A 24,344-nucleotide genomic window follows, 5' to 3' on the forward strand; every position below is an offset into this window, starting at 1 on the left:
CGATGGCAAAGCTTAAGCTCGGAGCAATCGAAGACGACAAGCCGATCAAGATTACGCATGAACTGCCCGCGAGCGTGCACAGGGATCTCGTGGCATATGCCCAGATCCTTGTACAGGAGACCGCTCAGCCGATCGGAGATCCGGCCAAGCTTATCGCGCCCATGCTGGCCCGGTTCATGGCGGCCGACAGGAGCTTCCGGAAAGCGCGCCGCGCGCGTCAGCGACCGATCGAAGGCGAGGAATAGCGCTCGGAGAGGCGAATTTGGCGGACCTTGTCTACCGAGAGCTGCGCAATGGCGCGGGTGCGAGCCGATTCGAGTTTTCTGCCTATCGGCACGCCGGCAATGAGACCCGGCCCTGCAGGAATTCCTGATGTTACTCGTCAGTCACGGCATCATCAAAAGGCTGATCAGCATGAAGACAGGAATAAGCCTCGTGCTCAAGTCCGACATAGGTGTTGCCGCTGACCTCGACGGTCCAATCCAGGCGTTGCTTGAAAACGCGGTAGCGCAGCCGGTGCATCTCGGCGAGATCGTGGACGAATTCCCCGAGTTTTCCCACCCTGCCAAGGGGCCATCCGGCCCGGCGAAGAATGCGCTCCATGCGGGCGTCGGTCACAGCGACTATTTCGATCAATTCAATGGAAAGGCCGAATTCAATCATGCCCGCAAACAGCTCGTAACTGGCAGCAGCAAGTCCGCCGCTCGCCTTCGGCGCATCCGCGGGAACATCGAGCGCGAATCGGCTGCTCCCCAGATCCGATCGCTTCGTGGCGCCGGCTGGCGTCCAGCAGGATCGGGAAGATGTCCCCCAGCATGGTTGGACCGGTCGAAGGCAAAAGCCGGACGCAACCTTGAATACGTCCGGCTCCCGAGCGGTTCAGTAGATCCACCGCTCAAGGACGTCAAACTTGTCGACTTCCATGTACTCCGGCGTGATGAGCTGCATCATTTTTGCCTCCCTGCTTCGTTTCGGCAACTAAGCAGAAGGCCTAGGCAAGCGCATCCTGTGCAGTTCCACAGGTGTTTATGGAAGGCCGGTGTTTCATTTTCGAGATTTTGTGTCGGTCAACCGCACGATCGCTTGACGAAGCGAGCTGACACCAGCTTTGCACGGGCGTTGTCCAGGTGAAATCCCGCGGTTGGCTCTGCGATGCCGAGAATGATCCCGATCTCCCCAGCCGATTTACCGCGCGCGGACCATTCGAGACACTGGTACTCGCGAGGAGACAGCACCACGCCGCCGATCATGCGATCAATCGTCCAGAAGCGTTTTGCATGCTCATGTAAAAACGTTGCGATTAATCGCAGGCTCTGGGCGTGCTCGACAAGCGCGCGCTCGAAACCAGTTCGACGCTCGTCACTTGCAAAGCTCAGCGCGGCGATTGCGCCCTTGTCATCGTGGATAGAATGTAAACCTGCAGCAAATCCCAAATGTTTCGGCTTCTTCGAACAAAGCGCGTTCGGACTCCGACCGATTTCGCGCTTCAAATCCAAGCCCCCATCGGAAGGGCTTAGGCTGGCGCATTGCCCGACGCACCCCGGATCGACGGATTCGTAGCCACGCTGCAGATAGATGGCGGTCCAGGAGGGGATATGTCGAGATCACGTTGGGAGCACTGCCCGGCTCACGGGAAGAGCTAGATATGCGAAGCACGACAGCTTGAGCGCAGCGGCGAGCTCAGCCATGCTCTGCTGAGCTGCGTCTTGATGCGTGCTTTCGGTCAATCGTTCAGCAAACCTTTGAAAAACCCGATCCATCTTTGATGAACCCGCGGGTCACCCTCGCAAGCGCTACTCGTCTTAGTGAATCGAGCATCGTTGCGAATGAGGCAAACAACGAAGAAGTCGATCCAGTCCGGCGTAGATCAATCCTGATCACGAGTGCCCGGTTTGGCGCCGGGGCCGCATCAGGTCTTGCCACCCTGTGGTAGCATCCCTGCCAACTCGGCGGTCTTCGGTCGTCTGTTCGAAATCCTGCAAGCAGGCGGGGCAGATCGCCGGATTACTGCGTTATTTGGCTTCTCGCCTCGCAGGTTTGTACCGCTCTTCCGATTACAACGAACTGCTCACCAAGGAGATTGCAAATGAAGGTCGGTATTCTCAAGGAAATTAAGACGCACGAATACCGCGTCGGCCTGACGCCTGGGGCCGTCCGCGAATACGTTGCAGCTGGCCACAGCGTATTGGTCGAGAGCAACGCCGGCGCCGGGATTGGCGCGACAGATGATAACTACCGCAAGGCTGGCGCGACGATTGCGACCTCTGCTCGCGAGGTATTCGCGTCGAGCGAAATGATCGTGAAAGTCAAAGAGCCACAGCCCTCCGAATGGACGCAGCTTCGAGAAAACCAGATCCTCTTCACTTATCTGCATTTGGCTCCGGATCCGGACCAGGCGAAGGGCCTCATGAAGTCTGGCTGCACCGCAATTGCCTATGAAACTGTGACCGACGCGCACGGTGGCCTTCCACTGCTTGCCCCTATGAGCGAGGTTGCGGGAAGACTTGCGATTGAAGCCGCGGGTGCGGCGCTGAAGCGGTACGCGGGCGGACGGGGACTGCTGATTGGCGGGGTACCGGGCGTGCCACCCGCTCGCATTGTGGTGATCGGCGGGGGCGTTGTCGGCACTCACGCTGCACGGATGGCGGCAGGCTTGGGTGCTGAGGTCACGATCCTCGACCGTTCGATTCCCAGGCTTCGCGAACTGGATGAGCTGTTCGAAGGGCGAGTACGTACCAGATTCTCGACGATTGACGCCGTTGAAGAAGAGGTATTTGCGGCGGATGTTGTCATTGGTGCCGTCCTCGTTCCTGGCGCGAGCGCGCCGAAACTGGTCAGCCGCGGTATGTTGAGTTCGATGCGCAAAGGCTCCGTGATCGTGGACGTAGCGATCGATCAGGGCGGATGTTTCGAGACATCGCGGGCCACGACACATGCCGATCCAACCTATGAGGTGGATGGCGTTATCCACTATTGTGTCGCAAACATGCCGGGAGCTGTGCCGCTCACCTCAAGCCAGGCACTCAACAACGCTACGCTGCCTTTTGGTTTGGCTCTCGCCAGTAAAGGATTTGCAGCTGTGCTCGAAAATCCGCATCTGCGCGCAGGCCTGAATGTCTATCGGGGCCGGCTAACCTATAAGGCTGTCGCCGAGAGCCTTGGTCTTCCCTTCTCGCCGATCGAACAGGCCGCGGCCTGATCCTAGAGGTCCCCTACGGGACGTTTCGTCGCAGACTTGGGCCGCTCATCAGAGTGGCCCTTTTTGTGTGCCGAGTATGAGCGACAGCTCGGAGATGGAAGTCCTCTACCCAACTTGATTGACGACGAAGGCTTAGCCAAGCGCAAGGGCGTCAACGTGCCCGAGGTCTTTGAATGCGGGTGCGATGGAACGGACGACAGCTAGTGCCTGCGCCGCGCGCTCAACCAGCAGCTAGAGCTCACTCGCGGCGCGGTCGAACACATTATTTTTCCAACGTACCGACCCAAGCGGACGCTCCAGCATACGACGGATACGCAGGGGCTCAGGCCCGATATGAAAAGCCATGGCATTCTCGCCTAATGCGCGCTCCGACTGGTCCAGCGGTTGCGTTGGCGCAAATATCGAGTCATGTCGGCCAGTCTAGCACTCGGTCCACAGCTCGGGGGCGGCGATATCACGCGCAATTGACCAACCATAGGCGCCGTTGCGTTGCCGGTAGAGCTGCACATCCTGCATGAGGTTGTGGAAGGCTCGCTCATTTTCCGAGGCCACGCGATAGTCGAGCTCAATTACCAGTGGGCCGTTCCGGTGGTCAGCGTGAGCCGCACCTTAGGATCGCAAGAATGTCGGCGTCATCCCGCGCTCGGTGATGGCCGGCATGCGCAGCCAGCGCCCAAGCAGCGGCAAGAGCAGCATCAGTCCGGCAGAGACGAGCAGCGTGATGTCGAAAGCGATGGCATCGGTGAGGCGCCCTCAGCCCAAACTGCCAACTGCGAGGCCCCCAGAGAACGCAACCTACCAAGCCGCAACGGATTGGCCCGCAACCCAGCGCGGGGCGTAGAGCTGCACGCCAATGTCGAATAGCGTCCACGTCCATACGGCGCCCGCCAAAACCAGAGCTGCGGCTGTCAAGAGCGAATTATGAAACTGAGCACAACCGTCGCGATCGCGCCGCTCATGGACAGTGTGCAGGCACGAACCGCAGCCTCGCGGATCTTTATCGCCGCGACCTTGAGAGCTTCTGCACGAATCCTTATAGATGCCTGCCTGTGCCTAGAGGCGGTTGGCGCAGACGCAGGTCTAGCCCATGTTGCGGTATTTGGAGACGATGGCGCCTTCGATGGCGGCATCGATATCGGGTCGTCGAACACCACGTAAGGCGCCTTACCGCCCAGCTCGAGACCGAGCTTCTTCAGGCCGACGGTAGAGGATCTTGCCGACTTCCCTCGAGCCGCCGAAGCCGACAAAGCGCACGCCCGCGTGCTCGCACAAAACTTCGCCGATCGGTCGCGGATCTCCGGTGATGACGTTGAAGACACCTTTGGGCACGCCGGCCTTCTCAGCGAGGGACGCGGGCGCAAGCGCCGAGAGCGGCGTCATGCTGGTTGGCTTCAGCACCACCGTGCAGCCTGCGGCGGGCGCCAACCATACTTTGCGGGTGATCATCGAATTGGCCAAGTTCCACGGCGTGATGGTGCCGCAGACGCCAATCGGTGGCTTGATCGCAAGCAGCCTTGCATCCGGGCGCGGCGAGGGAATCGTTTCGCCATAGATGCGGCGCGCCTCTTCGGTGTAGAACTCGACATAGGCGCCACCGATATCGACTTCGCCTGGGGCCTTGGAGAGCGGCTTGCCCTGCTCGGAGGTGCCGATCGCCAGATTGTTTTTACCAAAGGCAAGGTGAGCCGACTCAGGCGCGATCAATGTAGCAGGCCTCCGGCAGAAGTGACGGGTCCTTCAGACGCTAGCGCAGGATGGACGAGCCTTGCGGTGGGTTGTGCGGCGGCGGTCGGGGTCGTCGCGTTGCTCCTGGAGGTTTTCAAATCCGAGCAATCAGATCTTCGTCGAGCGTGAAAAAAGGCCGCGCGAGATACCGCGCGGCCGAGTCAGGGAGGAAACGCCCCGAAGGGCACTGAATAGGAGCTCGGCAAGTAAATGAACTCACTGGGAACTCCAATCTTGCACGAAACGTCGTCAGATCGTGCAAGCGGAGATCGGATACTCATTTACCTGGGAGGATTGGAGGCGTTCGCAGCCATATCTTGCAGTTTTTGTGCGCAGATTTCGTCAAGTTCGCAGCAACTGCTATCGTGAAGCGTTTCTCGCGAGAATATTCGCTTGCGTGCTGTTCATTGAGGCCATCGAACACTCGCTCGGTGTACGCGTCCGTACCCTCGATAGCTCGGTTTCAGGATCAATCTAAATTAGTCAGCGCTCGTCAACGAGCGGCAGAGAAACGTTGAGCTCGGCGATTTAGCAGGATAGCTGCGCGACAGTGCGAACCAGCATCGGGCGCGTCCGGACAAGTCATTTGACGGGCAAAATGAGCAAAGTCGCGATCAGAAATCGTTGGACATCATCACCGCGTCGCGGATTCCACGTTGGGCTACTCGAACAGCTGGCACTGACGGGGATTTCAGGAGTCATTGTCACAGGCGCAATCTGCACTGTCGCACGCTCTACGGGAGCGTGGCGCAACGTGAGTCGAATGCCAGCAACGAATTCAAAGGTCATGTCGTATCGTTGTCATAAACCTTCTTGGAATCCGGGCAAATTGCAACCGAATTCGAGCGCAAGCCCAGTGAAGAATCGATCAAGAAACATGCCGACAATCATTAGCGCCAGCTCGCAGCATCCAGTCGTATTGAGGGATTCGTGACCGATTTGCGCGACGATGACCCCATGAAGGAGGCGACCTCCCTGCGGTCTGTCATCAATCTCTATGCACACGCTTCCAGAACGTGGTCTCGGCCCAACGAAACCTTGGCTTCAACGAGAATTAAGGAGTTCAAGGCAAGTTACGAATGGCCGTGCGCGCAGTTGAGCATCGGGTGTGCGAGCTCAATTAGCCTCAGCGCGCGATATTGATGCTGAAGATGCGCCGCCACGAGAAAGAGTTCATGTAACGCGGCGAGGACAAAGCCATCGCGATGAAAATCGTCAAAAAGAGCCTCTCCGGGGCTGGATTCCATCACGGAGGTGGTTCCTCGGCACTGGCGTGGCGGAGCAGGAGCATCACAACTATGCGCCATGAGGAGGACACGGCCGCGACGTTTCAGGTAATCAACAAACAACGGCAACTGTGGTGAAGTTCATAGTCTTGGAATCAGCTAGTAGTTCATTCGAAAGTTTCAGTGTACTTCCTCGTGCTACCATTCTTTGCGCCTTGCTGAGTCGCCAAGTGTTGGACGCAACGACCACTGCGCTTTTGCGTGCTGTTCTTGAGGAGGTGTGCGAGGGTCTGCCTCGCAACGAAACCGGCACTCGGGCCCATGTCGCTTCCAAGATCTTGGACGCCGCCAACAGAGGTGAGATCACGGCGGACCGCCTTAGGCAGGTCGGCATGGAAGCTCTTCGCTCTGCGCCAACAATGTGGCGGTAGGTGCGGACAACAGTGATAGTGCTAATGTGAACTTCCAAGTCACGGTGCTGAAGATCCTTGTGAGCTACCCGGACGGGTTCGCATCGATGCCGGACCTCAAGCGAGACATGGCCATTTTGGCCACGAGCGGTCCCGATTGGGCGGCGCGCACCAAGAGAATGGGCGCCCGCGTGCCCGAGCTCGACCTTTTTTCGCAGCGACTCGTCGAGCGTGTGAATGGAGGGTGGCGCATCACGGACAAGGGACGAGCGGTGCTCGAACTGATGGAGCCGGGCCCTAGCACGCCCTAAGTCCAGGCCAGAGGACAGGAGAGCTCCTGAGCTGCCATCGCCAGTGCCGGCACGATCCCATTCTGTCGAACTACGTCGGCGCCAGCCTGAACGACCGGGGCCGCGCCGGTCCTCGAAGAGCCGAACGTGCGCACCGCATTCTTAGACCGACTATCTAGGCGATTAAGGCCGCGCCCGACGATCAGGTTGCCGAAGGAGAATTTTCGATGCCGTTGTGGAGTTCGAGCTTTTTATTTGGAGAGCTGGAACGAGAAGTGCTGATATCTCAGCACATATCAGGGAAAGGTGCTGTTGCTTCGATCAGATCCAAGATCCCGGGATGGCAGTGCGCCATTCATGTATGGACCTCGAGTTTCGGCGCGTGAGCCGTTGGCTGGAGCCACGGCGCAGGCGCGGCCAAGTGGGACGGAGTGCCTGGGAGCCTCGCCGCCTCTCCGGCAACAGTATCTGAGCGCTGATGCCGCTCGGCATAAAGCGATCGATGGCCGACACGCTTGGTTCGCATTGACTCACGTCAATTCGCTCCCGCCTCGTTCTTGAAGCATCCCTCTTAGACCGTCGTCCGTGAACAACGCCTAAGGTGCTGATCAGGAATCGGTTTTCCGGACGTTGGCGCGTTTCGGATTGCAGGCTTTGATAGGTTTGAGCATCGGAAGCCTGCAACTTGCAGTTTGAGATTCCGTCGAATCGCGAAAGCCGGATTCGATGGCCGCATCGGAGGAGCCGATGCGACCGAAGAAGCCGAAAGCGACCGAAGAAGGCGATCTATTTCGTGCCAGGCTCGACCAGATCATCAACATGAAGCACGAGCTGGTGCAGCTCGCCGGCAAGGTCGACTGGGATTGGATCGATGCGCAGATTGCACCGCTGTACAGCGACAAGGGGCCGCCCTGGGATCGAGACCCGCTTCGTGGTTGGGCTGCTGCTGCTCAAGCACATTTATGACCTCTCCGACGAAGTCGCGTGCGATCGCTGGGTCCATGATCCGTATTCCAGCACTTCACCGGCGAGGCGTTTTTCCAGCATGAGTTTCCGCATGAGCGCTCGGATCTCAGCCATTGGCGCATGCGCTTTGGTGCAAGCTCGAGCTTCTGCTGGCCGAGAGCCAGAGGGTGGCGCACTACGCCGGAGCACTGCGCAGGCGCGATCTCAAGCGGGTCACGGTGGATACCACGGTGCAGCCCAAAGCCGTCACCTTCCTGACAGACGGCAAGCTGCTGTGCGAAACAGCATCACCCAGGGTCTTGCCAGTCCGGACAGGGCTCGGCCGAGGCGCGCCGAAGCAAAAGGTCTCTCTCCGATCAGCTCCATGAGCTTGGCTTGTGCTGCGCGAGTTAAGTGCCACTGCGCCAACTCGGCACGAAAGACTGGCTGAGCTGCCTCCGCGCAAGCGCAGAGTAACTGCTGGCTAACGAGGCCGCCGCAAGACCAACCTGGACTCTCACGATCTCCGCCGGCCGATGGCCCGTCGGATCTGATTGACCAGATAAGTCCCCCAAATGATCATCATGTCGCCGACACGTTCCGCGCGCTTGCTCTCAAGGAACGTTGACCGGCGGCATGGCCGCGGTCGGGCGCAACACGAAGCGTTCTTGCTGCTGCCCGCGCGCCGCCAAGATGATTGCAAAAACCACAATGAAAATCAGAGACCCACGCATGACCAAAAACTACTGAACCCCTCACATCCGGGCCAAACGACACGCATCGCGGGCAGGATGTCGCGCCGCTCTTCAGGTGCCGTTTGCTGAGCCGAAAGCAATAGCGATCATTCGTGCAGTAACACGGCCGAGTAGCCTTGTGCGGTGCTCAAAAAATGCATTTTCGAGGCGCAACAGCCGGAATTATGTGCGCAATCAGGATAAGAACTGACCGCGCGGGCGCAGGAAAGGGGCCCGGTTGCAATTCAGGCCGCAACTAGGGGCGCTCATGCGCGAGCATGATTTTGTTTCCGGCCGCCTCCTGGGGGTGACCGCCGCGGGACTTATACTCCTATGTTCCAGCCTATTCGCCTTCGTCTTCTTATAGAGCTTAAGCAATTTAAGGCCTCGTATCGCCTCTGACGCCAATGACCATAAGTTTTTTCGACTGCCGACTTGCCACCTTGGCCAGCTTGATGTGCCTCGCGAAGAGCTCTTCTGCTTTTTTTCTGCCGGAATGACTTGAAGGCGCCGCTGAGCGGTGTGATCCTGATGCTTTTGGAACAGTGCGCAGGCCCTTGGGCTGCTCGGAGGCACAGAGCAGGGCGACGCCGCTGCCCAGGACGATGCCCTGCTCGATAGCCGCGCGGGTCGCATGCATCGCGTCATCAACGCGATCCTTGCGCTCCTTCGACTTCGGTCGCGCCGCCAACGCGGATCACCGCGACGCCGCCGAGCTTGGCGAGACGCTCCTGAAGCTTCTCAAGGTCGTAGTCCGAGGTGGTCTCCTCGATCTGAGCCTTGATCTGGGCCACGCGCGCCTCGACGTCGGCCTTCTGCCGGCGCCGTTGACGATGGTGGTGTTCTCCTTGTCGATCATCAACTTCTTCGTGCGACCGAGCATGTTGAGCGTGACGTTCTCCAGCTTGACGCCGAGATCTTCTGAGATCGCCTCGCCGCCTTCGCTTGATCCGGGTGGCGGCGCAACCAAGGCGCTCGAATTGAGGGAGGATTAAGTGCTGATCTATCTCGACAACAACGCGACGACACGGACAATCCGTCCATCCTACAAGCCATGTTGCCGTTCTTCTCCGAACAGTTCGGCAATGCCTCCTCCGCCCATGCCTTTGGCCGAGAGGATGCGGAGCCGTGAAGCAGGCGCGTCGCAGCGTGCAAGGATTGTTAGGGAGCGCGCATGATCACGAAATAGTCTTCACATCCGGCGAGAGCGAGGCCAATAACACCAAATTCCTTTCTGCGCTCGCGACGCAGGAGCGCCGCGACGAAGTCGTCACCTCCGTCGAGCATTCCGCCATCCTTGCGCTGGTCGAGCAATTTGGCGACAACGACCGTTAAGACGCACGTGATCCCTCTACATTCATACGGCCGGCTCGACATCCGGGCGTTTCGATGCGCGCTCGGACCGCGTACTGCGATCGCGTCTGTTATGTAGGCCAACAACGAGACCCGGCACGATTTTTCCGGTGGAGTTTCTAGCCGGGTGACGCGAGAGGCGGGCGCGCTGTTTCATACGGATGCGGTGTAAGCCGTAGGCAGCTGCCCATCAACCTGAAGGACAGTGCCATCGACATGCTGTCGCTGTCCGGGCTCAAATTGCACGGTCCTAAGGGGATCGGCGCGCTCGATTTGCGCAAGGCACAAAAATTCAGGCCGCTGATCTCGGGCGGCACACAGGAACGGCGGCGCCGCTGCGGAGCCGAGGATATCCCGGCATGGTCGTCGGGTCTTGAAAAGCCGCAGAGCTTGCGGCGGCTCGGCTCGAGCCGGAGCGCTTTCGCATTGGTGCATTGCGCTACCGCCTCCAGCAGGGGATTTTAGCCACCTCCGACTGCATGGCGCTTGGCGATATCAGCAACCGGCAACCAAGTAGGACAAACATCGCTTTTGACCATCTCGAAAGCGACGCAATTCTCCACCATCTCAATCGTGCGGGCATTGCCGCTTCGCTCGGATCAGCCTGCGGATCCTGCTCAATCGAGCCGTCGCATGTCCTGCACGCCATGGGCTTGCCGGAGAAGAGCCTGCACGGCGCGGTGCGCTTGCCCCTGTCGCGTGAGACAACCCTCGAAGAGGTCGACCAGGTCGTCTCCGTACTGTCAAACATTGTGGCTCAGCTGCGCGCCAACTCGCGGGAGCATGCTAAACCACGCAAGTATACATCGCGGTCCAGAAAATTGACCTCATGAAACTCTTGAGTCCCCGCTCTCTTGATGCGGGCCGTTCGCAAGAAAGCTCTCGAAGAGCCGATCGTGGAATCCGAGTATGAAACGCTCTCGCGCGGTTGGATCAGAATGGCCAATGGCTGGATGACGATCTGCCCGAGATGGCGAGCGACACGCCGCTGCCGATCACAATAAATGCCAGGACGCGGGGGAGGACGGGCGGACTGATGAAGGCGCTCCCGCGAATTGAGTTTGTCAACGCAGCCGACGCGAAGGTGATTCTTACCGATCTTGCGGTGAGGATGAGAGCCTAGCATTGTTCCGTATCTCGGACTTGGCCTCGCCGAGTTGATCGGACCACATATGCCAATGACACAGGAGGCCTTCTGCCTTCTCCAGCAAAGTTGCGCTACCGCGCCAGGCCAAAGGCAATGTCTGGGCGCCGGCGCAGAATGTCGAGAGCGACATACATCGCTCCACCGTGACGGCTTTGATGGTCCAGGCGTTCGCCCGCCGGTGGAGTCGACACCACTGCATCATCATCTAGCATCCTTACTGCCGGTGATAGTCGACTCTTGGTACGACGGCCCGATGCGGACGGCACTCGGTCGACGGATGGGGTGAGGTGCAAAGTATCGCGCGCTCCGGCATCCACGTCGATTGCTGGTATCCAATTTACGATCCGGCGAGCCAAAAGGTTGATCATGCCTCGGCGACCCATTGGCCTACTGTGCTGCGCAAGCCGCACGGAGCGTGCTGCCGGTCAAGAGCTTTCTGATTACTGACGCTGATTATATTGAGGTTCTGACTGCAATCGGCATCCAGACACCAGTTCCCAACCTCATCAAGGAAAGGCGGAACGGACGGAGCTTCCTCTTCTTCGGCTGTCTCTTCAATGATCGGCTTTTTGCTATTTATGCGCGGCAGATCACCAAACGCTCGGCTGACGTCCATTACGCATGGTCGATCCGCAAGCACTCTCGCGCAACGAACTCTACTTTCTGATCGAGCAACATCTGACACCGATCGCGATATGACTCCCGCACGCGATAGAGATGTTGAGCGCCAAGTAGCGGCGCGAAGTGGGCTGCTCGCCGCGGTCCGCTAGTAGGAAGAGGTCGCATCGCAAACGACGGGTGCGGGTTGGGAGAATTCACGCGAGCTCAATGAGAACCCAGCGGCCATCTCCGTCACAATTGCGACGCCTGTCGCATTTGCGACGTGTGAACTGTCGCTGACGCGTGCACAACTGTGCGGATCACGGCTAGCTAACTCATTCACAGGGCGGGAATGGCATCGCCGTCCGAGATGGCACGCGAGTTGCTAACTCTCGTTCTGTGGCCACAGGCTGGTCGCCATGGCCACACTTGGTAGAGAATTGAACATGAACGCTGTTGCCGGACGCGGAAAACATGTCAAAGATGCTGAGGATAGCGGCGGGATGCGGGTCATCGCCGATTATAAGGGTTCCCGGAGCTCTTCGAAGAATGGCAAACGGAGCTATGGGTCACAGGCTGGCCCAGGCGATCTGCCGTCCGAAATCTGGAACAAAATTAGGACTCATCCCTGCTAGAGAAGAAGCTCATCATCATTACGCTCGCATCCATGTCGCAGTAGCGCGGGCTTGCAATATTCAATGCAACTACTGCAATCGTAAGTACGACTGCGCCAATGAATCGCGTCCGGGTGTTGGTAGTGAGAAGCTCACTCCTGAGCAGGCGGCGAGAAAGCTGCTCGCGGTCGCCACCAGAATTCCACAGCTGACTGTGCTCGGTATCGCCGGCCCCGGCGATGCCTTGGCCAATCCGAGAACGACTTCTCGTGCCACTGATCTCCGCGCCCGAGCACGGCACAGCATTCGGGCTCAAAGGCCAGCGAGGCCCGACCAGCGCAGGAATTGGCGGCCCTGCAGGATGCTTGTGAAGGTCAGATAAAGATGATGCGGCATTGCCGCCATCGCCGCGCTGACGCCGTCGGCCTGCTCGGAGATGATCGCAGCAGCGAGTTCACCATAGAGAAGGTCATGGCCATGGACGTTCAATATGACTTCGAGACGCGCAAGGCTTATCAGGCCAAGATTGAGGATGAACCTGCGGCGAGGATCACGACCAGGCAGGGAGAGTTAGCGGATCCGGCACGTCAAGCGCGGCGACGCCGGTCAAGCTTCTGGCCGCGGTCGCAACCAAAGGCTCGGGCCGAGCTCGCGCAGCGGCTTTCACCTCATTCGGTAACCTCTCTGAACCGCGAACCTGAACGGCATGCCCGCTACGAAGTGGCGATTCGCCTCGCGGATGACGAATCGGCATGTCTCATCGCAGACGAGGACAATATGCTGCAGAAGAGCACCTCTGCTCGCGTCTCCGTGCTCCCTGCAGGTTCGCGAGGGGGCGGTGCATGAACATGATCGTTCGCGACAGTGATGTGGTCCAGCTAAGCGGGCCGCCCGCGTTCAGCTTCGGCGAAAGGGTGCGGGCCAGCAGTACCATCCGCAATGACAGCACCCTTCGCGGCAAGGAGATCGGCGACATTCTGGTCAAGAAGGGCGACGTGGGTTATGTCGTTTCCATCGGCACGTTCCTGCAGAAATTCTATATCTACGGTATCGAATTTCTTGAAAGTGGCTACCGCGTCGGCATGGGGCGCAAAGAGCTCGATCCGGTCGACGAGGCCGTAGATGATCTGCCATTGCCGGAAGTGGCTGTGTCATGACAGAGCCGCGCGTTCCAAAATATCGATCGGGCCAGCGCGTGAAAACCGCAGTCAATCTCATCAATGACGAGTCAGTTGCTACCTCGCCGCCTGATGGGATCCTGGTCGGCGCCGGTGCTATCGGCGAGATCGTCCGGGTCGCAATGCATACCGAAGCGAGCGTGCCGATTTATCTTGTAGATTTTGGTGAGCGGCTGGTCGTTGGTTGTCTTGAAGAAGAGATCACAGTCCTTTGAGGGGATGTTCTCGCAATGAGAGTGTCGAGAGAGGTACCGGTCGGGCTGATCGCGCATCCGAACGAGCTAGATCGCAAGCGGATCGAACGTGCTTTGATCTCGCGCAAGCACTATCGCTATGTCTTGCCGAGTGTAACGCCGGTAAAGGCTGGCTATCTCATTGAGAGTCCCTGCTGCTCGCGCAATATCGACAACGATGGCGGTCAGATCGATGTCGCGCTATTTCATTACGATGCCGTGAGCGGGATCTGGAAACTGTTCTTCAAGAATCATGCGCGAGGAAGCTGGAAATTTTACAGCATTTTCCACCGGCTTGCGTCGGCTATCGACGAATTGAACACGGATCCCGAGCGGCTGTTCTGGCAGTGATGCTCATTGGCAACAGTCATAAGGAATCACAATGGCGCTCGCCACAGAACAATTGATCGAAATCGAACGCCTGCTTGCGACAGCTGACACAGACACTAGCGTCGTTGCTGACCTAAGGCGCCGCTTTCCGCAGCTCACCTTGGTTCGATGTGATGCGTCGGATCTGTCGCAGCAGCCATTCCGACGTCTTCCGCAGTTTGACCTGCATCTCATCGATGGATCTGACCACTGCATGCAGATCACGGCCGACCAGGCGCGAGCGACTGGATTAGTGCTGGCTAGAAGGCATGTTGGGCGGTGATCGGCACTGGACCCGCAGAGAATCGCCTCGATGACGCGGAGGCGGTGAATGCAATTCCGCTCTCGGATCCTGATATCATTGTTGTCGTCTCTCTGCCGTCGAAGCGCTATTGTGTTCGCAGCGAATTTCCAGTCGGTCGACGACTGAGACGCTCGGACCAGCTTTCGCGGTCTATGTTGGCTCCAAGTATGGCGTTGCGGTTCCAAGCGCACGATTGGGCTCCTGCTTGGCCTGAAGGCGCTCGGTATCGAGCGGAGCAACAGGTAATCGCCTCCTCGTATTCGTTCTCAAGCCGTCCATACCCATCAATCTCGCGGACGCACGGGCGGAGTTTGCCCACATCGACTGTTGGTCTGAAACGAGCTCAGGGCAATGCCGAAGAACGTATGAGGCCTAACACACGGGCGATTATCGCCGCCAACCCGGACCGCCCACCTGGCACTAATGCGGGTGCGAAGTTCAAGTCGCGACGCGGGACCCACCCAAACGGGACGAAACTGAACACGTCACAATCGAGCAGCCCACCGGTCTCTAAACCTTGGTCAAAAAAAGGGAACGATATGAATCCGCAGATCATCATTCACGTCCGCTTCGCCCCGAATGGCAGGGTGATCCAGATCAGCGAGTGCCCGACGAGGCTCACGCCCGACCAATGGTTTGATGTTCTCAAGGCCCGAGCCGACTCTGCCTATCGCTCACGGCCCCGTGGTCGTGGCGTTTTTCGGCTGACCCGGGCGGCAGTTGATACCTTCAAGCAACAAGCTGTGACGCTGGCATGAGCGAAGAGATTCATCGATATCGTGGCTAGCCACGAAATCGAGGTGTTTGCAGGCTGTCCAGCCGATGCGATCGAGCGGGTGGCGCCAGGGAGTCTGTCGCAGATCGAAGACATGGCGACGGCCTGCCGGTTACAATTCTTCTGACTTTCGGCAATGACACGATTATGTCAATCGTTGCTGGCACGACGGGGTCTGGCTTAAGATCGGTTACTGCGCGTTGTTCTCCCAGGATCGGTCATGATTCAGAAACAACGGCACGGTGCGACCTTGGAGGTCGACAGTGGGTTTTGCATCGGGCCCCGTAATGGACACGCGCTTAGATCGGTTGCACTCCACGCTGTAGTCGACAGTTGGGTCCGAGTGTCCGGGGGTCCGTATAGTCGCGATCCGTCGGCTTTGCAAAACACCCACGTGCCGGCGGTCTCGTTCCTCCGATAACCGATCGACAGGCCTCGTCCGATTGATACCAAGACGGGCGTTTTGCGCACCGGCTTGTCCAGCCGCGCACTGCGGCTTTCGAGCGTCTTGTCGCTGATGCGCCTGACCATCGCCGAAGCCTCAGCTTCATTCCGAAAGTGTCCAGCCGGAGTCCAGTGGACAAGGATGTATACGGGACTGATACTGGCGGACGCCAGCGCACTCGAATCCTAGAGACGGCCGGCAATTTGACGATCTCTATAATAGGGCGTCGTTTCCTTTTCTCAGCTGAACAAGAACAAGCTTCGCTCAGAAGCATGCCTTGGCCGCGGGAGGAGCCCATGGGAGGGAGACAAAAGCTCGCTAGCATTTCTTTCCTGCGGAGCCTTTAGCGCCGTCTGCTTTTCGAAAGCTGTACAAGCGGAAGACACCGCTCAGCATATGTTAGGATGAATCATCCCGTCTACGTTGCGATACGCGAGAAACCGACAAGTCTGAGTTGGCAGCTGAATTAGACGGTTGCGTCCTACAAGGGATACTTTCCCAAAATTACCCAGATGCTGAGTTCGGGCGCCGCGACCAACGCGACCTCATCTGGAATAATCACGATCGGGGCAGGGCCGCGCCTCATAAGGTCGAAGCAGGACAGTTCCAGTCATCTCCAAAATGCTGAGCGAAAAACACCGCGTATCCACGGACGACGCTGGGATAAAGGTCTATCGCTCCGATCTCATCGGCAAAGGCTGCCGCAGAGCCGGAATGACCTCGTGGGATTGCTCATGCCCTGCATCGGAAGAGAAAGGTGAAGCGGGTTATGGCATGAGCTACACCAACGCAGCCTTTAGTTTCTGGTGGACCCGCTGGAACAACAACTACGAAGTCTTCGCAGCAGCTGGCTGGACGCCCGATGATTGGTGCGGCCTTTCTTGCAGGCGGCGAACACTGCGAGGACCATTCTCGGATCCTATTATCTGTTCGAGGCGCATTGAATGTTCTTGATGACCTGAGCGAGCCCAAAGACATCTGACCGTCAAGAAAATCCGCTTGTTGGACGCCTGCTCATGCCAAATGCAAGGAAATACGCCTATGGCCGCCTCTTCCCAGTCGCACCGGCTTTCACAACCGGAGTTCTTGCCCTTGAGGGGCAGCGCCGCGTGCTCGAATGCATGATCGACGAGCGCGCCGATGGATCTGCATTCTGGCTCATTGTCCCGAGCAGTTTCTGTTTTCGGAGCAGGAGTGCGATATATCGGTTGATTTGTCCCTGGCTCATGTGGGTAGTCGCAAGGCGGTCATGATCACATGCAAACATTTCAGCACGCAATTTGCAATCGAGCGCGTCCGCTATGCGGCCGCGCGTGGCGCAAGCCTTCTGATGCTGATGCCGCCCTACCACGGCGTGAGCCTCAACGCAGACGCGCCCTCGATGCTCGATCGTTCGGCCGTATCGCAGATACAGCCAAGATTGCGATCCTGGTCCTGAATGCGCTGCTCAGTGGCGTGACGTTAACAATGTCCTTTCTGGTGCGCCTTGCCCGGGAGATGCCGCGCTTTAGTTATTTCAATATCGAGGTGCCGTTTGCCGCGGCGAAGCCGCTGACGTTGACTGACGCCGGAGGAGAGGCAATCCTAAGCCCATTCGACGTAGAGGAAGACATTTCAATGATGCCAGTTCTCGATGCTGATGCGAGCGGGACGATACCGGGCGCGCTGCTTCTTGATCTATTGCGTCCAGTGATCGATCATCACACGACGGGGCGCAGGCGGGAAGCCGCTCTGCCTATGGAAGAGTGCTGTCGTTAGTCGGTTTTGAGAGCCGCCAGTGTGGCCTGCGCGCCGCCACGGGCGACGACGTGACATAGCTGAAGGAAATTCACCCCGCACTAGCTGGAGGTCAATCCTATGTCCTCCATTGGTGACGCTAAGCCGCCCACATGTCCGCTCCCGAAAGGACTACGTTCAATCAGCTGCCAGGGATCAAGAGAGATGCCGTACAGACAAAGTCACCTCCACCAACAGCGCCGTGAGGAAAAGAGCTGTAGCGGCTTATTGGAATTAGGGGAGGCGACGCAAGCCGACCGGGCGCGCACAAGGCCGGAATCGGTGGTTGGCTGTCGCCGATAAGGTTTTGAGCCTTTCAACTCGTCAGTGCGCGCATTGTCGGCTGAAGACGTGCATTCGTAGAGGTGCTAGGGAGAAGGTTTAGAGATGACCGGGACGCTCAATGGCACTACCTCGCATGCCTGGAGGAGGCGGTCGCGCTCGAGAGTCCGCAATGCAGCCACGGAAATCGACAAAATCGATGCTCGTCTTCTTGATCTCGTTCAACGCAACAATCGCCTGAGCAGTGAAGAACTCGGCGCGAAAGTTGCCCTATCTGCATCCGGAGTTCAGCGCCGACTTAAGCGCCTACGAAAAGAGGGCGTGATAGAATCAGACGTCTCAATCATTTCGCCAAGGGCGATCGGCCGAAACGTGACTATGCTGGTCCTCATTTTCTTTGAGCGCGATCGAGCCGACATCATTGATCGCTTTAAGCGGGGGATCCGCACTATGACGGAGGTGATGAGCGGATTTTACGTCACGGGCCAAGCTGATTTCATCCTGTTGGTGACTGCAAATAATATGGAAGAGTACGAGCATTTCACCCGACGCTTGATAAATGAAAATCCAGATATAAAGCGCCTCGAGACTGTAGTTGTTCTGGACCGAGTCAAAGCCGGTTTCATTTTACCAATGGAGTCGTTGGCATGCTGGTGACCAATCTCGCCGTGACCCTTAACGGCCTCATCTTGGATCAAGCATAATCGCTTTCCGCGCTGTGAGAGCGGTAACGACCATCTCGCACTCTCGGCCTGGGTCGATGCGGTCCGATTAAAATGAGGCGGCTTTCCAGCACTTCCATCTGGCTCGGCGCATGCTCCTCAACAGCAATGTCCGAGGCTAACACTATGAGGCCGCGCTTGTTGTGCGGTTTCGGACTGCCGAACAAGTCAGGTCAGGTTCAAGACGCCTTGCGCGATCGACAGGTCGCTGATTGTTCTGGCATAATCAGAAGCTTTATTCAGCAAGGCGCTGGTACGGGATTGCTGCAAGCGCTCGTCAAGGACGAGCGTCAACGCAGGCTCGCAAGAGCGATCTCTCCTTTTGAACCCGGACTGGTTCGAATGGCGCGCTACTTATCGGTTGATAGGAAGATTGATACAATCGCGCTCCCAAAGACGGCATGGGCAGTTCGATCACGTCCCAGAATACGCCGGCAGCAACACGGGCAAAGCTCTAACTGACGCGGGCGTCGGCGGCGTCGAGAGGCCAAAAAATTGAGGTGGGAGACGATCGGAATATCGGCTGAGTGAGGACGGGTACCCCAACTGGCGACGTCGCTCCGGCTCAGCACCTCTATTAACTTCCTGGAAGAGTGCGGCACCTGTGAAGACATGGACGACATCTTGTGCGAACCGTCGACATACGTCGACTACAACGGCATTTGCGATCTGATTCGCAAGTTCAAAGCGCAGGAGATGTAAATCGCGATATTTGGTGAGAGGATGGCAATGTATGCCGGCAGCAGCATTTCAAGAGACATTCCGAACCATGCCAGCTCTGGTGTCGTGCAGCTCGGCGGTCTGCTCTGCAGACCGAGAAGGAGGCGCATGGGCCGAGAAACGCTTGTGAGTGCCGCTCTGTTGAGCTCTCTTTCCTTCTCGTCCACGGAGCGTTCTCTCCCGTTTCTGAGGTTCAAATGACGCGTTCTAATGCTTCTCCTTTCAAACTGCGCGAGCATCCAGAGATCACAGTCGGCGAATCCTTGACTTACCAATACCGGAATTGGGCCCCCTATCTCCCTCCTGTGCAAACCACACGGAGACCAAGCCGACTTGGAGGGCAAGCGACAGTTGGGTTGTCGCAGATTAGAGCCCGACATTTGCGCCGTACCGGCATTCATAATGAGGATCCGCGGCATCAGCGACCTCGGGGCAACGTTATTCGACCGAAAGGCGCCGAAATGATCAACTCGCAGCTGCCGTGTTCGCATCGACGCGGTGACGCGTGGGGTTTTCGCGGCCCTCAGCGGCCACGCCTACGGGGCAAAGGAAATGCCAAACCCGATCGAAATCTTCAGTCGCCGTCGTTGTGCTGGCTTGATCGTGTAAGCCCCTTCAGCGCGAAATGCTGGATCTTGCCCAACGCCGTTCGTGGCAATTCTTCCGTGAAGAAAATTTCGCGCGGCACCTTAAAGCGGGCGAGCTGCGAGCCTGCATGTGCCATTAGTGCTTCCGCGTCAACTCGAACCCCCGGCCGCCTGATCACATAAGCGATCGGCACCTCATCCCAGCGCGGATCGGGTCGACCGACAACGGCGCAGTCTGCGACATAGGGATGCTCCATAAGCGCGCGCTCTACTTCCGCCGGGTAGATATTTTCTCCACCGGAAATTATGAGGTTCCTTGTGCGATCAAGAACCCAAAAGTATCCATCGGCATTGCGGCAGCCGATGTCACCGGTGAGATACCAGCCATTGTGCAAAGGCTCGCGCGTTGTTTGTTGAGCGCCCCAATACCCGCTGAAGACATTGGGGCCTCGTACGGCGATCTCGCCCGGGCTGCCTGCCTGCAACTTGTTGCCGGTATCATCGAGAATAGCCGCTTCGCAGCATAGGCCGGGCAAGCCGCTCGAGCCCTTACGCGTAAGATCGCCGCCGAGCCTCGTATAAACAGCAATAGGGCAGGTCTCGGTCGAACCGTAAACCTGCAGCACTGGCACCCCACGTGCGACAAAGCGTTCGATAAGGTGCTGCGGGACCATCGTTGAACCGGTGCAAATTGCCTTCAGTGAGGAGAGGTCCGTCGTCCGCCACTGAGGATGGTCGGTTAGGAATTGCATCGTGGTAGGCACCAACGCAGCCAGCGTAGGTCTGTCGCGTTCGATCGCAGCAAGCGTCGCCTCGGGCGTAAATCGCGTGTGAATGGTGACGGTCGCGCCGTGATGCAGCGCCGGCGTGGTCTGGATATTCAGGCCGCCAACGTGAAACAGCGGCAAGACTGTCAGGACATGATCGGTCGAGCCGAGGTTATGCATGTGCTGACTCATAATTCCATTCCACAGCAACGCGTCTTGACGCAGCACAGCGCCTTTCGGCCGCCCTGTGGTACCCGAAGTATAGACAATCAGAAGCGGGCAAGACAGGTCCGTGTGCTGATTGCGATCGTCGCCTCGGCCCTGGTCTACCAGGCAGTCCCACTTACTCCCGCCGAGAGGCGAAAAGTCCAAACCCGCAACAAAGGTTTCGGGCAATTGCCCCGCCAGAGCTGGTAGCAGCGCATCAAAGGCCTGTTCTAGAACTAGCACTTTGGGACCGGCGTCGGAGAGGATGAACAACTGTTCCGCGACCGTAAGCCGCCAATTTAATGGAACGAGCATTGCGCCGAGTCGCGCGCAGGCATAGAGCAGGGCCAGGTAGTCGGGCCGGTTGAGGCCAAGGATCGCGACGCGGTCGCCTCTCTCGATGCCGAGCTGATGTTTTAGAGCACGAGCGATTTGCTCGATCCTTTGAGTGAAGGCGGAGTAGCTTAGGGTGCCCCCGTCGAAGTGGATCGCGGGTTTGTCGGGAGTAAACGACGCGTTACGCTCAATCAGTGTGCAAAGATCCACCTTTGTCCCCCTTTCGCTCAGGTTCGCTACGTACTTGCAAAACTGCTTAAACCCCTGACTTCCTGAGTCGTTCGGAAGCTCTCGATCGCGATCAGATCGCATCGGATGGCCTTCCCGCGAGCAGTCAAGCGATCTCAGTCGTAAGCATACGGTCTTGACGACGGCATCAGCCCGGGATCGATGCAAATCTCTTTAAGCGTAAAGACGGAGGCGCTTCGTCACGGGCTCCGTTTTGTCCGACAGCGCTGCGGTGCATCTGCGCGTAGTGATAAGCGCACCATGACGTTATCTTCTTGAGGTTTCCGACTTACAGGCTCACCGCACATATAGGAGATCTGGAATCTTCATCTTTCAAGCCGACTATGGCTCGGCATTGACCTTCAGTGTGGTCGACCAACAGAACGTTCTTGGTACCGTCGGGTTTTTTCATCGTGCTGCCCCGAAATGCGAAGCAATCTTTCGCGATTGTCGCGCCGGTCTAGCCGCCTAAGCCGATTGGAACCATCGGAGGTCGGATCGACCATCCTGCATTTCCGAGATGACGGCGCCGTGCGAGCTCCAATCGGGCTGAGCGAACACAACCGAAAACTCCTTTTCAACTGATCTCCACGGGTGTCCCGACCCGGGGAGGAACTCGGTTTCCAATCTGCAATAGGGGGAGCCGCACAGCGTGGTAGGGGTGACGTTGACGTCCTCTGAATTGACCAGCTCTCCAGCGATGTGGATCAGTGAAGGCATATGGTGCTGGCCGTAGATTGTTGAGCCCATCAGGACCACGCGCGAGCCGCACTGTCGCGATGATCGAGTTATGACGGTGCGGTGCGATTCTGACATGCTCGAACATTCGCAATCCTTATCTCGACCAGCCCGAGACTGATGTACCTTGAGATCGTACAATTTAACCTTACGTGCGATTCAAGCCCCTTGGTGTTGTCGCTGGATCAAACTTTTCCGAGGCTCACCGGGCAACGCCGATAGGAAAAGTGGAAGAGCTCGCGGTGCCAAGCTTAAATTACTCGCCGCAACCGAGAAGTACACAGTACCACCTCTTCTGCACTCAACTCTCACGCCATAGCGCGCCTTTGTCCCGCCAACGCAATTCATGCGATGCACCCCAGCTGCGGCGCCTGCCCTGAAAAAACGAGCTGCGTGAATGCGCGAGCGCGCCGCCGTACGGCGGCAAATGGCCTGGCAGCTATCGCGTCACGCAGCAATCATCGCAGCGTCTGATAGAGCCGATGCTATAGCCGCCCACGCGGTTCAACTAACGAAATGTAGAGCTGCTCATAGTGGGTATGCGCGCCCTTGCCGTCACGGCGAGGCCGTCGAGTCTTGCGGTACGCGACGCGGTAAAATCGCCGCCGGAAACGCCGCCGGTGAAGACGTCGACCAAATCGAAGCCGAGCCCGGCGGCAAGGGTTTGGCATGATCGAAGAGCGCAGCTCCGGCGCTTCACTTCTCATAGGGGGCGCTCCTGCTCCCGTCGCTTCGAAAGCGGGGCTGCTGCGTCTGTGACGCAACCGCGGTAAGCGCCTCGACGTGTGGCAGAGGCAACTCGCGCTTTGCGCTTGCAATCTCTTCGCGCTCGTTGGCTTCGATGTTGGTGTTAAAAATGTCGTACATCGGCCGTGTCAAGCATTGGAGATCGCGATCAGGTGTTTCAATCGCGCGGCTGCCGCACCGCTATTAAGGGATTCGTGCCCAAGGGCGACGCCGTCCTTCAAGCTGCTTGCGCGGCCGGCCACGATCATTGCCGCGGCGGCGTTGAGAAGAGCAACATCGCGGTACGGACTTGGCATGCCGTCGAGCACGCTTTGCAGCGCGATTGCATTGGAATCGGCGTTGCCGCCCCTCAGCGCCTCGTTATGGCAGCGGGCGAGGCCCGCTTCTTCGGGGGTGACTTCGAAGGTGCGGATCGCATCTCTCTCTAGCGCGGCAACAAACGTCGGCCCGGTGAGGGTGATCTCATCGAGTCCATCTGAGCCATGCACCACCCAGACGGACTCAGCACCAAGGTTCTTTAACACCTGCGCCAAAGGCTGCACCCATTGCCGCGAAAACACTCCGACGATCTGCCGCTTGACTCCGGCCGGATTTGCGAGCGGGCCGACTAGATTGAAGATCGTGCGGGTCCCAATTGCCGCTCGGATTCGGGCGACGTGGTGCATAGCCGGATGACGGATGGGCGCAAGCATGAAGCCGATGCCAGCTTCGTGCACACAACGAGCAACGCCTACAGGCGGGAGGTCGACCTTCACGCCGAGGCGGGCCAAGACGTCAGCAGCACCTGATAGTGAGGACACGGCGCGGTTGCCATGCTTTGCCACAGGAACGCCGGCCCCGGCGACGATGAATGAGGCGCATGTCGACACGTTGACTGAGCCCGAAGCGCACCGCCCGTACCAACGATGTCGACGGGATCGGGGGGCGCACTGACCCGGAGCATTTTGCTCCTCATGGCCGAGGCTGCGCCGGTGACTTCTTCTACGGTTTCGCCACGTACCCGCATCCCCATCAATAATCCTCCAATCTGGGAGGATGTCGCCTGGCCCGACATGATGATTTCAAAGGCTGTTGCGGTCTCCTCGCGGGTCAGCGTGGCACCTGTAGCAACTTTGCTAATGATCGATTTGAGGGCGTTCATTGCTCTACATGTGCTTAGTCGTTCCAAGTGGCCTCATTCGAAACGGGCGTTAGTGGGGTCATGCAGCTCGGCAACCGGTCCGGCTCGGACCGCGTATGCGTTGTCGAGGCATGCGTGGTGTCAGCTTGAACGTCAGTCGGCTCTGCAATCCTACAACCTGACGCTACGTAAGAATCAAGCTATCCATGGCGTTCACTTGCAAAGGAGCAAGTGTTCTTTGCTCGAGATCAGATCAGACGATTGGACGGCAAGACGGTGGATGGTCCATAGTCGAGCATGGCGGGATAACTTCTTCTGCACCCAGCCCGTCGTGGAATAGTTGACTGAGATCGGCATGATGGCTTGCATGTCTCCTCCCAGGACTGTTATCGTCGATGATGAATGGACCCAACAATTCATCAGTAGGGCGCACCTTAGATCTTAATGTGACTGACGCGTCCGTTGGTGGATCAGAGTCAGCAGGGCGGCCCGCGCTTGCATCAATCGCGAACTCCAGATCTCGATGGCTTCGACCCGCAGGAGCCTCGCAATACACTACGCAATGCT

Annotated in this window: 19 protein-coding genes and 9 pseudogenes; 17 read left to right on the top strand and 11 right to left on the bottom strand. The window is 58.1% G+C overall.

Going from position 1 to position 24,344, the window contains the following annotated elements; genetic code table 11:
- The first annotated feature begins 2 nt into the window (after positions 1–2).
- Positions 3–245: a DUF2274 domain-containing protein gene (locus tag IVA78_RS24865; RefSeq protein ID WP_247278009.1), complete on the top strand. Its 243-nt coding sequence runs from the start codon at positions 3–5 to the stop codon at positions 243–245.
- Positions 246–375: 130 nt separating this feature from the next.
- Here IVA78_RS24865 and IVA78_RS34635 read toward each other — a convergent pair whose 3' ends face one another.
- From IVA78_RS34635 to IVA78_RS24875, 3 genes are all read right to left on the bottom strand, one after another.
- Positions 376–756 (bottom strand): acyl-homoserine-lactone synthase, encoded by a 381-nt coding sequence (locus tag IVA78_RS34635; protein ID WP_346015450.1) that lies wholly within the window; start codon positions 754–756, stop codon positions 376–378.
- The gene (locus IVA78_RS34640) at positions 656–892 is read right to left on the bottom strand and encodes an acyl-homoserine-lactone synthase (protein ID WP_346015449.1); all 237 of its coding nucleotides are present in this window, start codon (positions 890–892) and stop codon (positions 656–658) included. The genes IVA78_RS34635 and IVA78_RS34640 overlap by 101 nt, the downstream gene beginning before the upstream one ends.
- A 175-nt stretch (positions 893–1,067) precedes the next feature.
- Positions 1,068–1,595 carry a LuxR C-terminal-related transcriptional regulator gene (locus IVA78_RS24875; protein WP_346015608.1) on the bottom strand — a complete coding sequence of 176 codons (528 nt, stop codon included), beginning with the start codon at positions 1,593–1,595 and terminating at the stop codon, positions 1,068–1,070.
- 491 nt (positions 1,596–2,086) lie between these two features.
- Between IVA78_RS24875 and ald the strand changes: the two genes are divergently transcribed.
- Positions 2,087–3,199: an alanine dehydrogenase gene (gene ald, locus IVA78_RS24880; RefSeq protein WP_247278008.1), complete on the top strand. Its 1,113-nt coding sequence runs from the start codon at positions 2,087–2,089 to the stop codon at positions 3,197–3,199.
- Positions 3,200–3,619: 420 nt separating this feature from the next.
- Here the strand turns inward: ald and IVA78_RS24885 are convergent, their stop codons facing one another.
- On the bottom strand, positions 3,620–3,751 hold the full coding sequence (locus tag IVA78_RS24885) for an MFS transporter (RefSeq protein WP_247334029.1): 132 nt from the start codon (positions 3,749–3,751) through the stop codon (positions 3,620–3,622).
- Here IVA78_RS24885 and IVA78_RS34645 point away from each other — a divergent pair.
- Entirely contained in the window at positions 3,689–4,063 is a 375-nt protein-coding gene (locus IVA78_RS34645) for a hypothetical protein (RefSeq protein ID WP_247419272.1), read from the top strand. The two genes, IVA78_RS24885 and IVA78_RS34645, sit on opposite strands and share 63 nt — an antisense overlap.
- Positions 4,064–4,185: 122 nt before the next feature.
- Here the strand turns inward: IVA78_RS34645 and IVA78_RS24895 are convergent.
- Positions 4,186–4,940 (bottom strand): annotated as a pseudogene (locus tag IVA78_RS24895) (aldehyde dehydrogenase family protein); the annotation flags it as partial.
- 1,057 nt (positions 4,941–5,997) lie between these two features.
- The gene (locus IVA78_RS24900) at positions 5,998–6,174 is read right to left on the bottom strand and encodes a hypothetical protein (protein ID WP_247278007.1); all 177 of its coding nucleotides are present in this window, start codon (positions 6,172–6,174) and stop codon (positions 5,998–6,000) included.
- A 206-nt stretch (positions 6,175–6,380) separates the two neighbouring features.
- On the opposite strand from IVA78_RS24900, the gene IVA78_RS24905 reads away from it, so the two are divergent.
- The 3 genes and pseudogenes from IVA78_RS24905 to IVA78_RS24915 all read left to right on the top strand — a co-directional run.
- Complete coding sequence (locus tag IVA78_RS24905) at positions 6,381–6,581, top strand: hypothetical protein (RefSeq protein WP_247278006.1); 201 nt, start codon at positions 6,381–6,383, stop codon at positions 6,579–6,581.
- 26 nt (positions 6,582–6,607) lie between these two features.
- Positions 6,608–6,850: pseudogene (locus IVA78_RS24910) on the top strand (hypothetical protein); the annotation flags it as partial.
- A gap of 747 nt (positions 6,851–7,597) precedes the next feature.
- A pseudogene (locus IVA78_RS24915) lies at positions 7,598–8,178 on the top strand (transposase); the annotation flags it as partial.
- Between the two features lie 895 nt (positions 8,179–9,073).
- On the opposite strand, the pseudogene groEL reads toward IVA78_RS24915, so the two are convergent.
- Positions 9,074–9,469 (bottom strand): annotated as a pseudogene (gene groEL, locus IVA78_RS24920) (chaperonin GroEL); the annotation flags it as partial.
- Positions 9,470–9,524: 55 nt separating this feature from the next.
- Between groEL and IVA78_RS24925 the strand changes: the two are divergent.
- The 11 genes and pseudogenes from IVA78_RS24925 (at position 9,525) to IVA78_RS24975 (ending at position 18,262) form a co-directional block, all read left to right on the top strand.
- Positions 9,525–10,715, top strand: a pseudogene (locus IVA78_RS24925) (aminotransferase class V-fold PLP-dependent enzyme).
- Between the two features lie 24 nt (positions 10,716–10,739).
- Positions 10,740–10,903: pseudogene (nifT, locus tag IVA78_RS24930) on the top strand (putative nitrogen fixation protein NifT); the annotation flags it as partial.
- A gap of 508 nt (positions 10,904–11,411) precedes the next feature.
- Positions 11,412–11,696: an SIR2 family protein gene (locus IVA78_RS24935; protein WP_247278005.1), complete on the top strand. Its 285-nt coding sequence runs from the start codon at positions 11,412–11,414 to the stop codon at positions 11,694–11,696.
- A gap of 379 nt (positions 11,697–12,075) precedes the next feature.
- Positions 12,076–12,887: pseudogene (locus tag IVA78_RS24940) on the top strand (hypothetical protein); the annotation flags it as partial.
- A gap of 198 nt (positions 12,888–13,085) precedes the next feature.
- Complete coding sequence (locus IVA78_RS24945) at positions 13,086–13,400, top strand: nitrogen fixation protein NifZ (RefSeq protein WP_247278004.1); 315 nt, start codon at positions 13,086–13,088, stop codon at positions 13,398–13,400.
- Entirely contained in the window at positions 13,397–13,636 is a 240-nt protein-coding gene (locus IVA78_RS24950) for a nitrogen fixation protein NifZ (RefSeq protein ID WP_247278003.1), read from the top strand. The genes IVA78_RS24945 and IVA78_RS24950 overlap by 4 nt, the downstream gene beginning before the upstream one ends.
- Positions 13,637–13,651: 15 nt before the next feature.
- Entirely contained in the window at positions 13,652–14,005 is a 354-nt protein-coding gene (locus IVA78_RS24955) for a DUF3024 domain-containing protein (protein WP_247278002.1), read from the top strand.
- A gap of 31 nt (positions 14,006–14,036) precedes the next feature.
- Positions 14,037–14,306, top strand: a complete 270-nt coding sequence (locus tag IVA78_RS24960) for a DUF6129 family protein (RefSeq protein WP_247278001.1) — start codon at positions 14,037–14,039, stop codon at positions 14,304–14,306.
- 560 nt (positions 14,307–14,866) lie between these two features.
- Positions 14,867–15,085: a hypothetical protein gene (locus tag IVA78_RS24965; RefSeq protein WP_247278000.1), complete on the top strand. Its 219-nt coding sequence runs from the start codon at positions 14,867–14,869 to the stop codon at positions 15,083–15,085.
- A 1,719-nt stretch (positions 15,086–16,804) separates the two neighbouring features.
- Positions 16,805–17,305, top strand: a complete 501-nt coding sequence (locus tag IVA78_RS24970) for a hypothetical protein (protein ID WP_247468366.1) — start codon at positions 16,805–16,807, stop codon at positions 17,303–17,305.
- A 405-nt stretch (positions 17,306–17,710) separates the two neighbouring features.
- Complete coding sequence (locus IVA78_RS24975) at positions 17,711–18,262, top strand: Lrp/AsnC family transcriptional regulator (RefSeq protein WP_247277998.1); 552 nt, start codon at positions 17,711–17,713, stop codon at positions 18,260–18,262.
- 233 nt (positions 18,263–18,495) lie between these two features.
- Here IVA78_RS24975 and IVA78_RS34445 read toward each other — a convergent pair whose 3' ends face one another.
- From IVA78_RS34445 to trpD, 4 genes and pseudogenes are all read right to left on the bottom strand, one after another.
- The gene (locus IVA78_RS34445) at positions 18,496–18,621 is read right to left on the bottom strand and encodes a hypothetical protein (RefSeq protein ID WP_256468140.1); all 126 of its coding nucleotides are present in this window, start codon (positions 18,619–18,621) and stop codon (positions 18,496–18,498) included.
- 1,000 nt (positions 18,622–19,621) lie between these two features.
- The gene (locus IVA78_RS24980; protein WP_247468377.1) at positions 19,622–21,154 is read right to left on the bottom strand and encodes an AMP-binding protein; all 1,533 of its coding nucleotides are present in this window, start codon (positions 21,152–21,154) and stop codon (positions 19,622–19,624) included.
- 1,241 nt (positions 21,155–22,395) lie between these two features.
- Positions 22,396–22,621 (bottom strand): annotated as a pseudogene (locus IVA78_RS24985) (M20 family peptidase); the annotation flags it as partial.
- A gap of 164 nt (positions 22,622–22,785) precedes the next feature.
- Positions 22,786–23,798: pseudogene (gene trpD / locus IVA78_RS24990) on the bottom strand (anthranilate phosphoribosyltransferase).
- Positions 23,799–24,344: the final 546 nt, after the last annotated feature.

Source organism: Bradyrhizobium sp. 137, from assembly GCF_023074095.1.
In the GTDB taxonomy this organism is placed as follows: Bacteria; Pseudomonadota; Alphaproteobacteria; order Rhizobiales; family Xanthobacteraceae; genus Bradyrhizobium.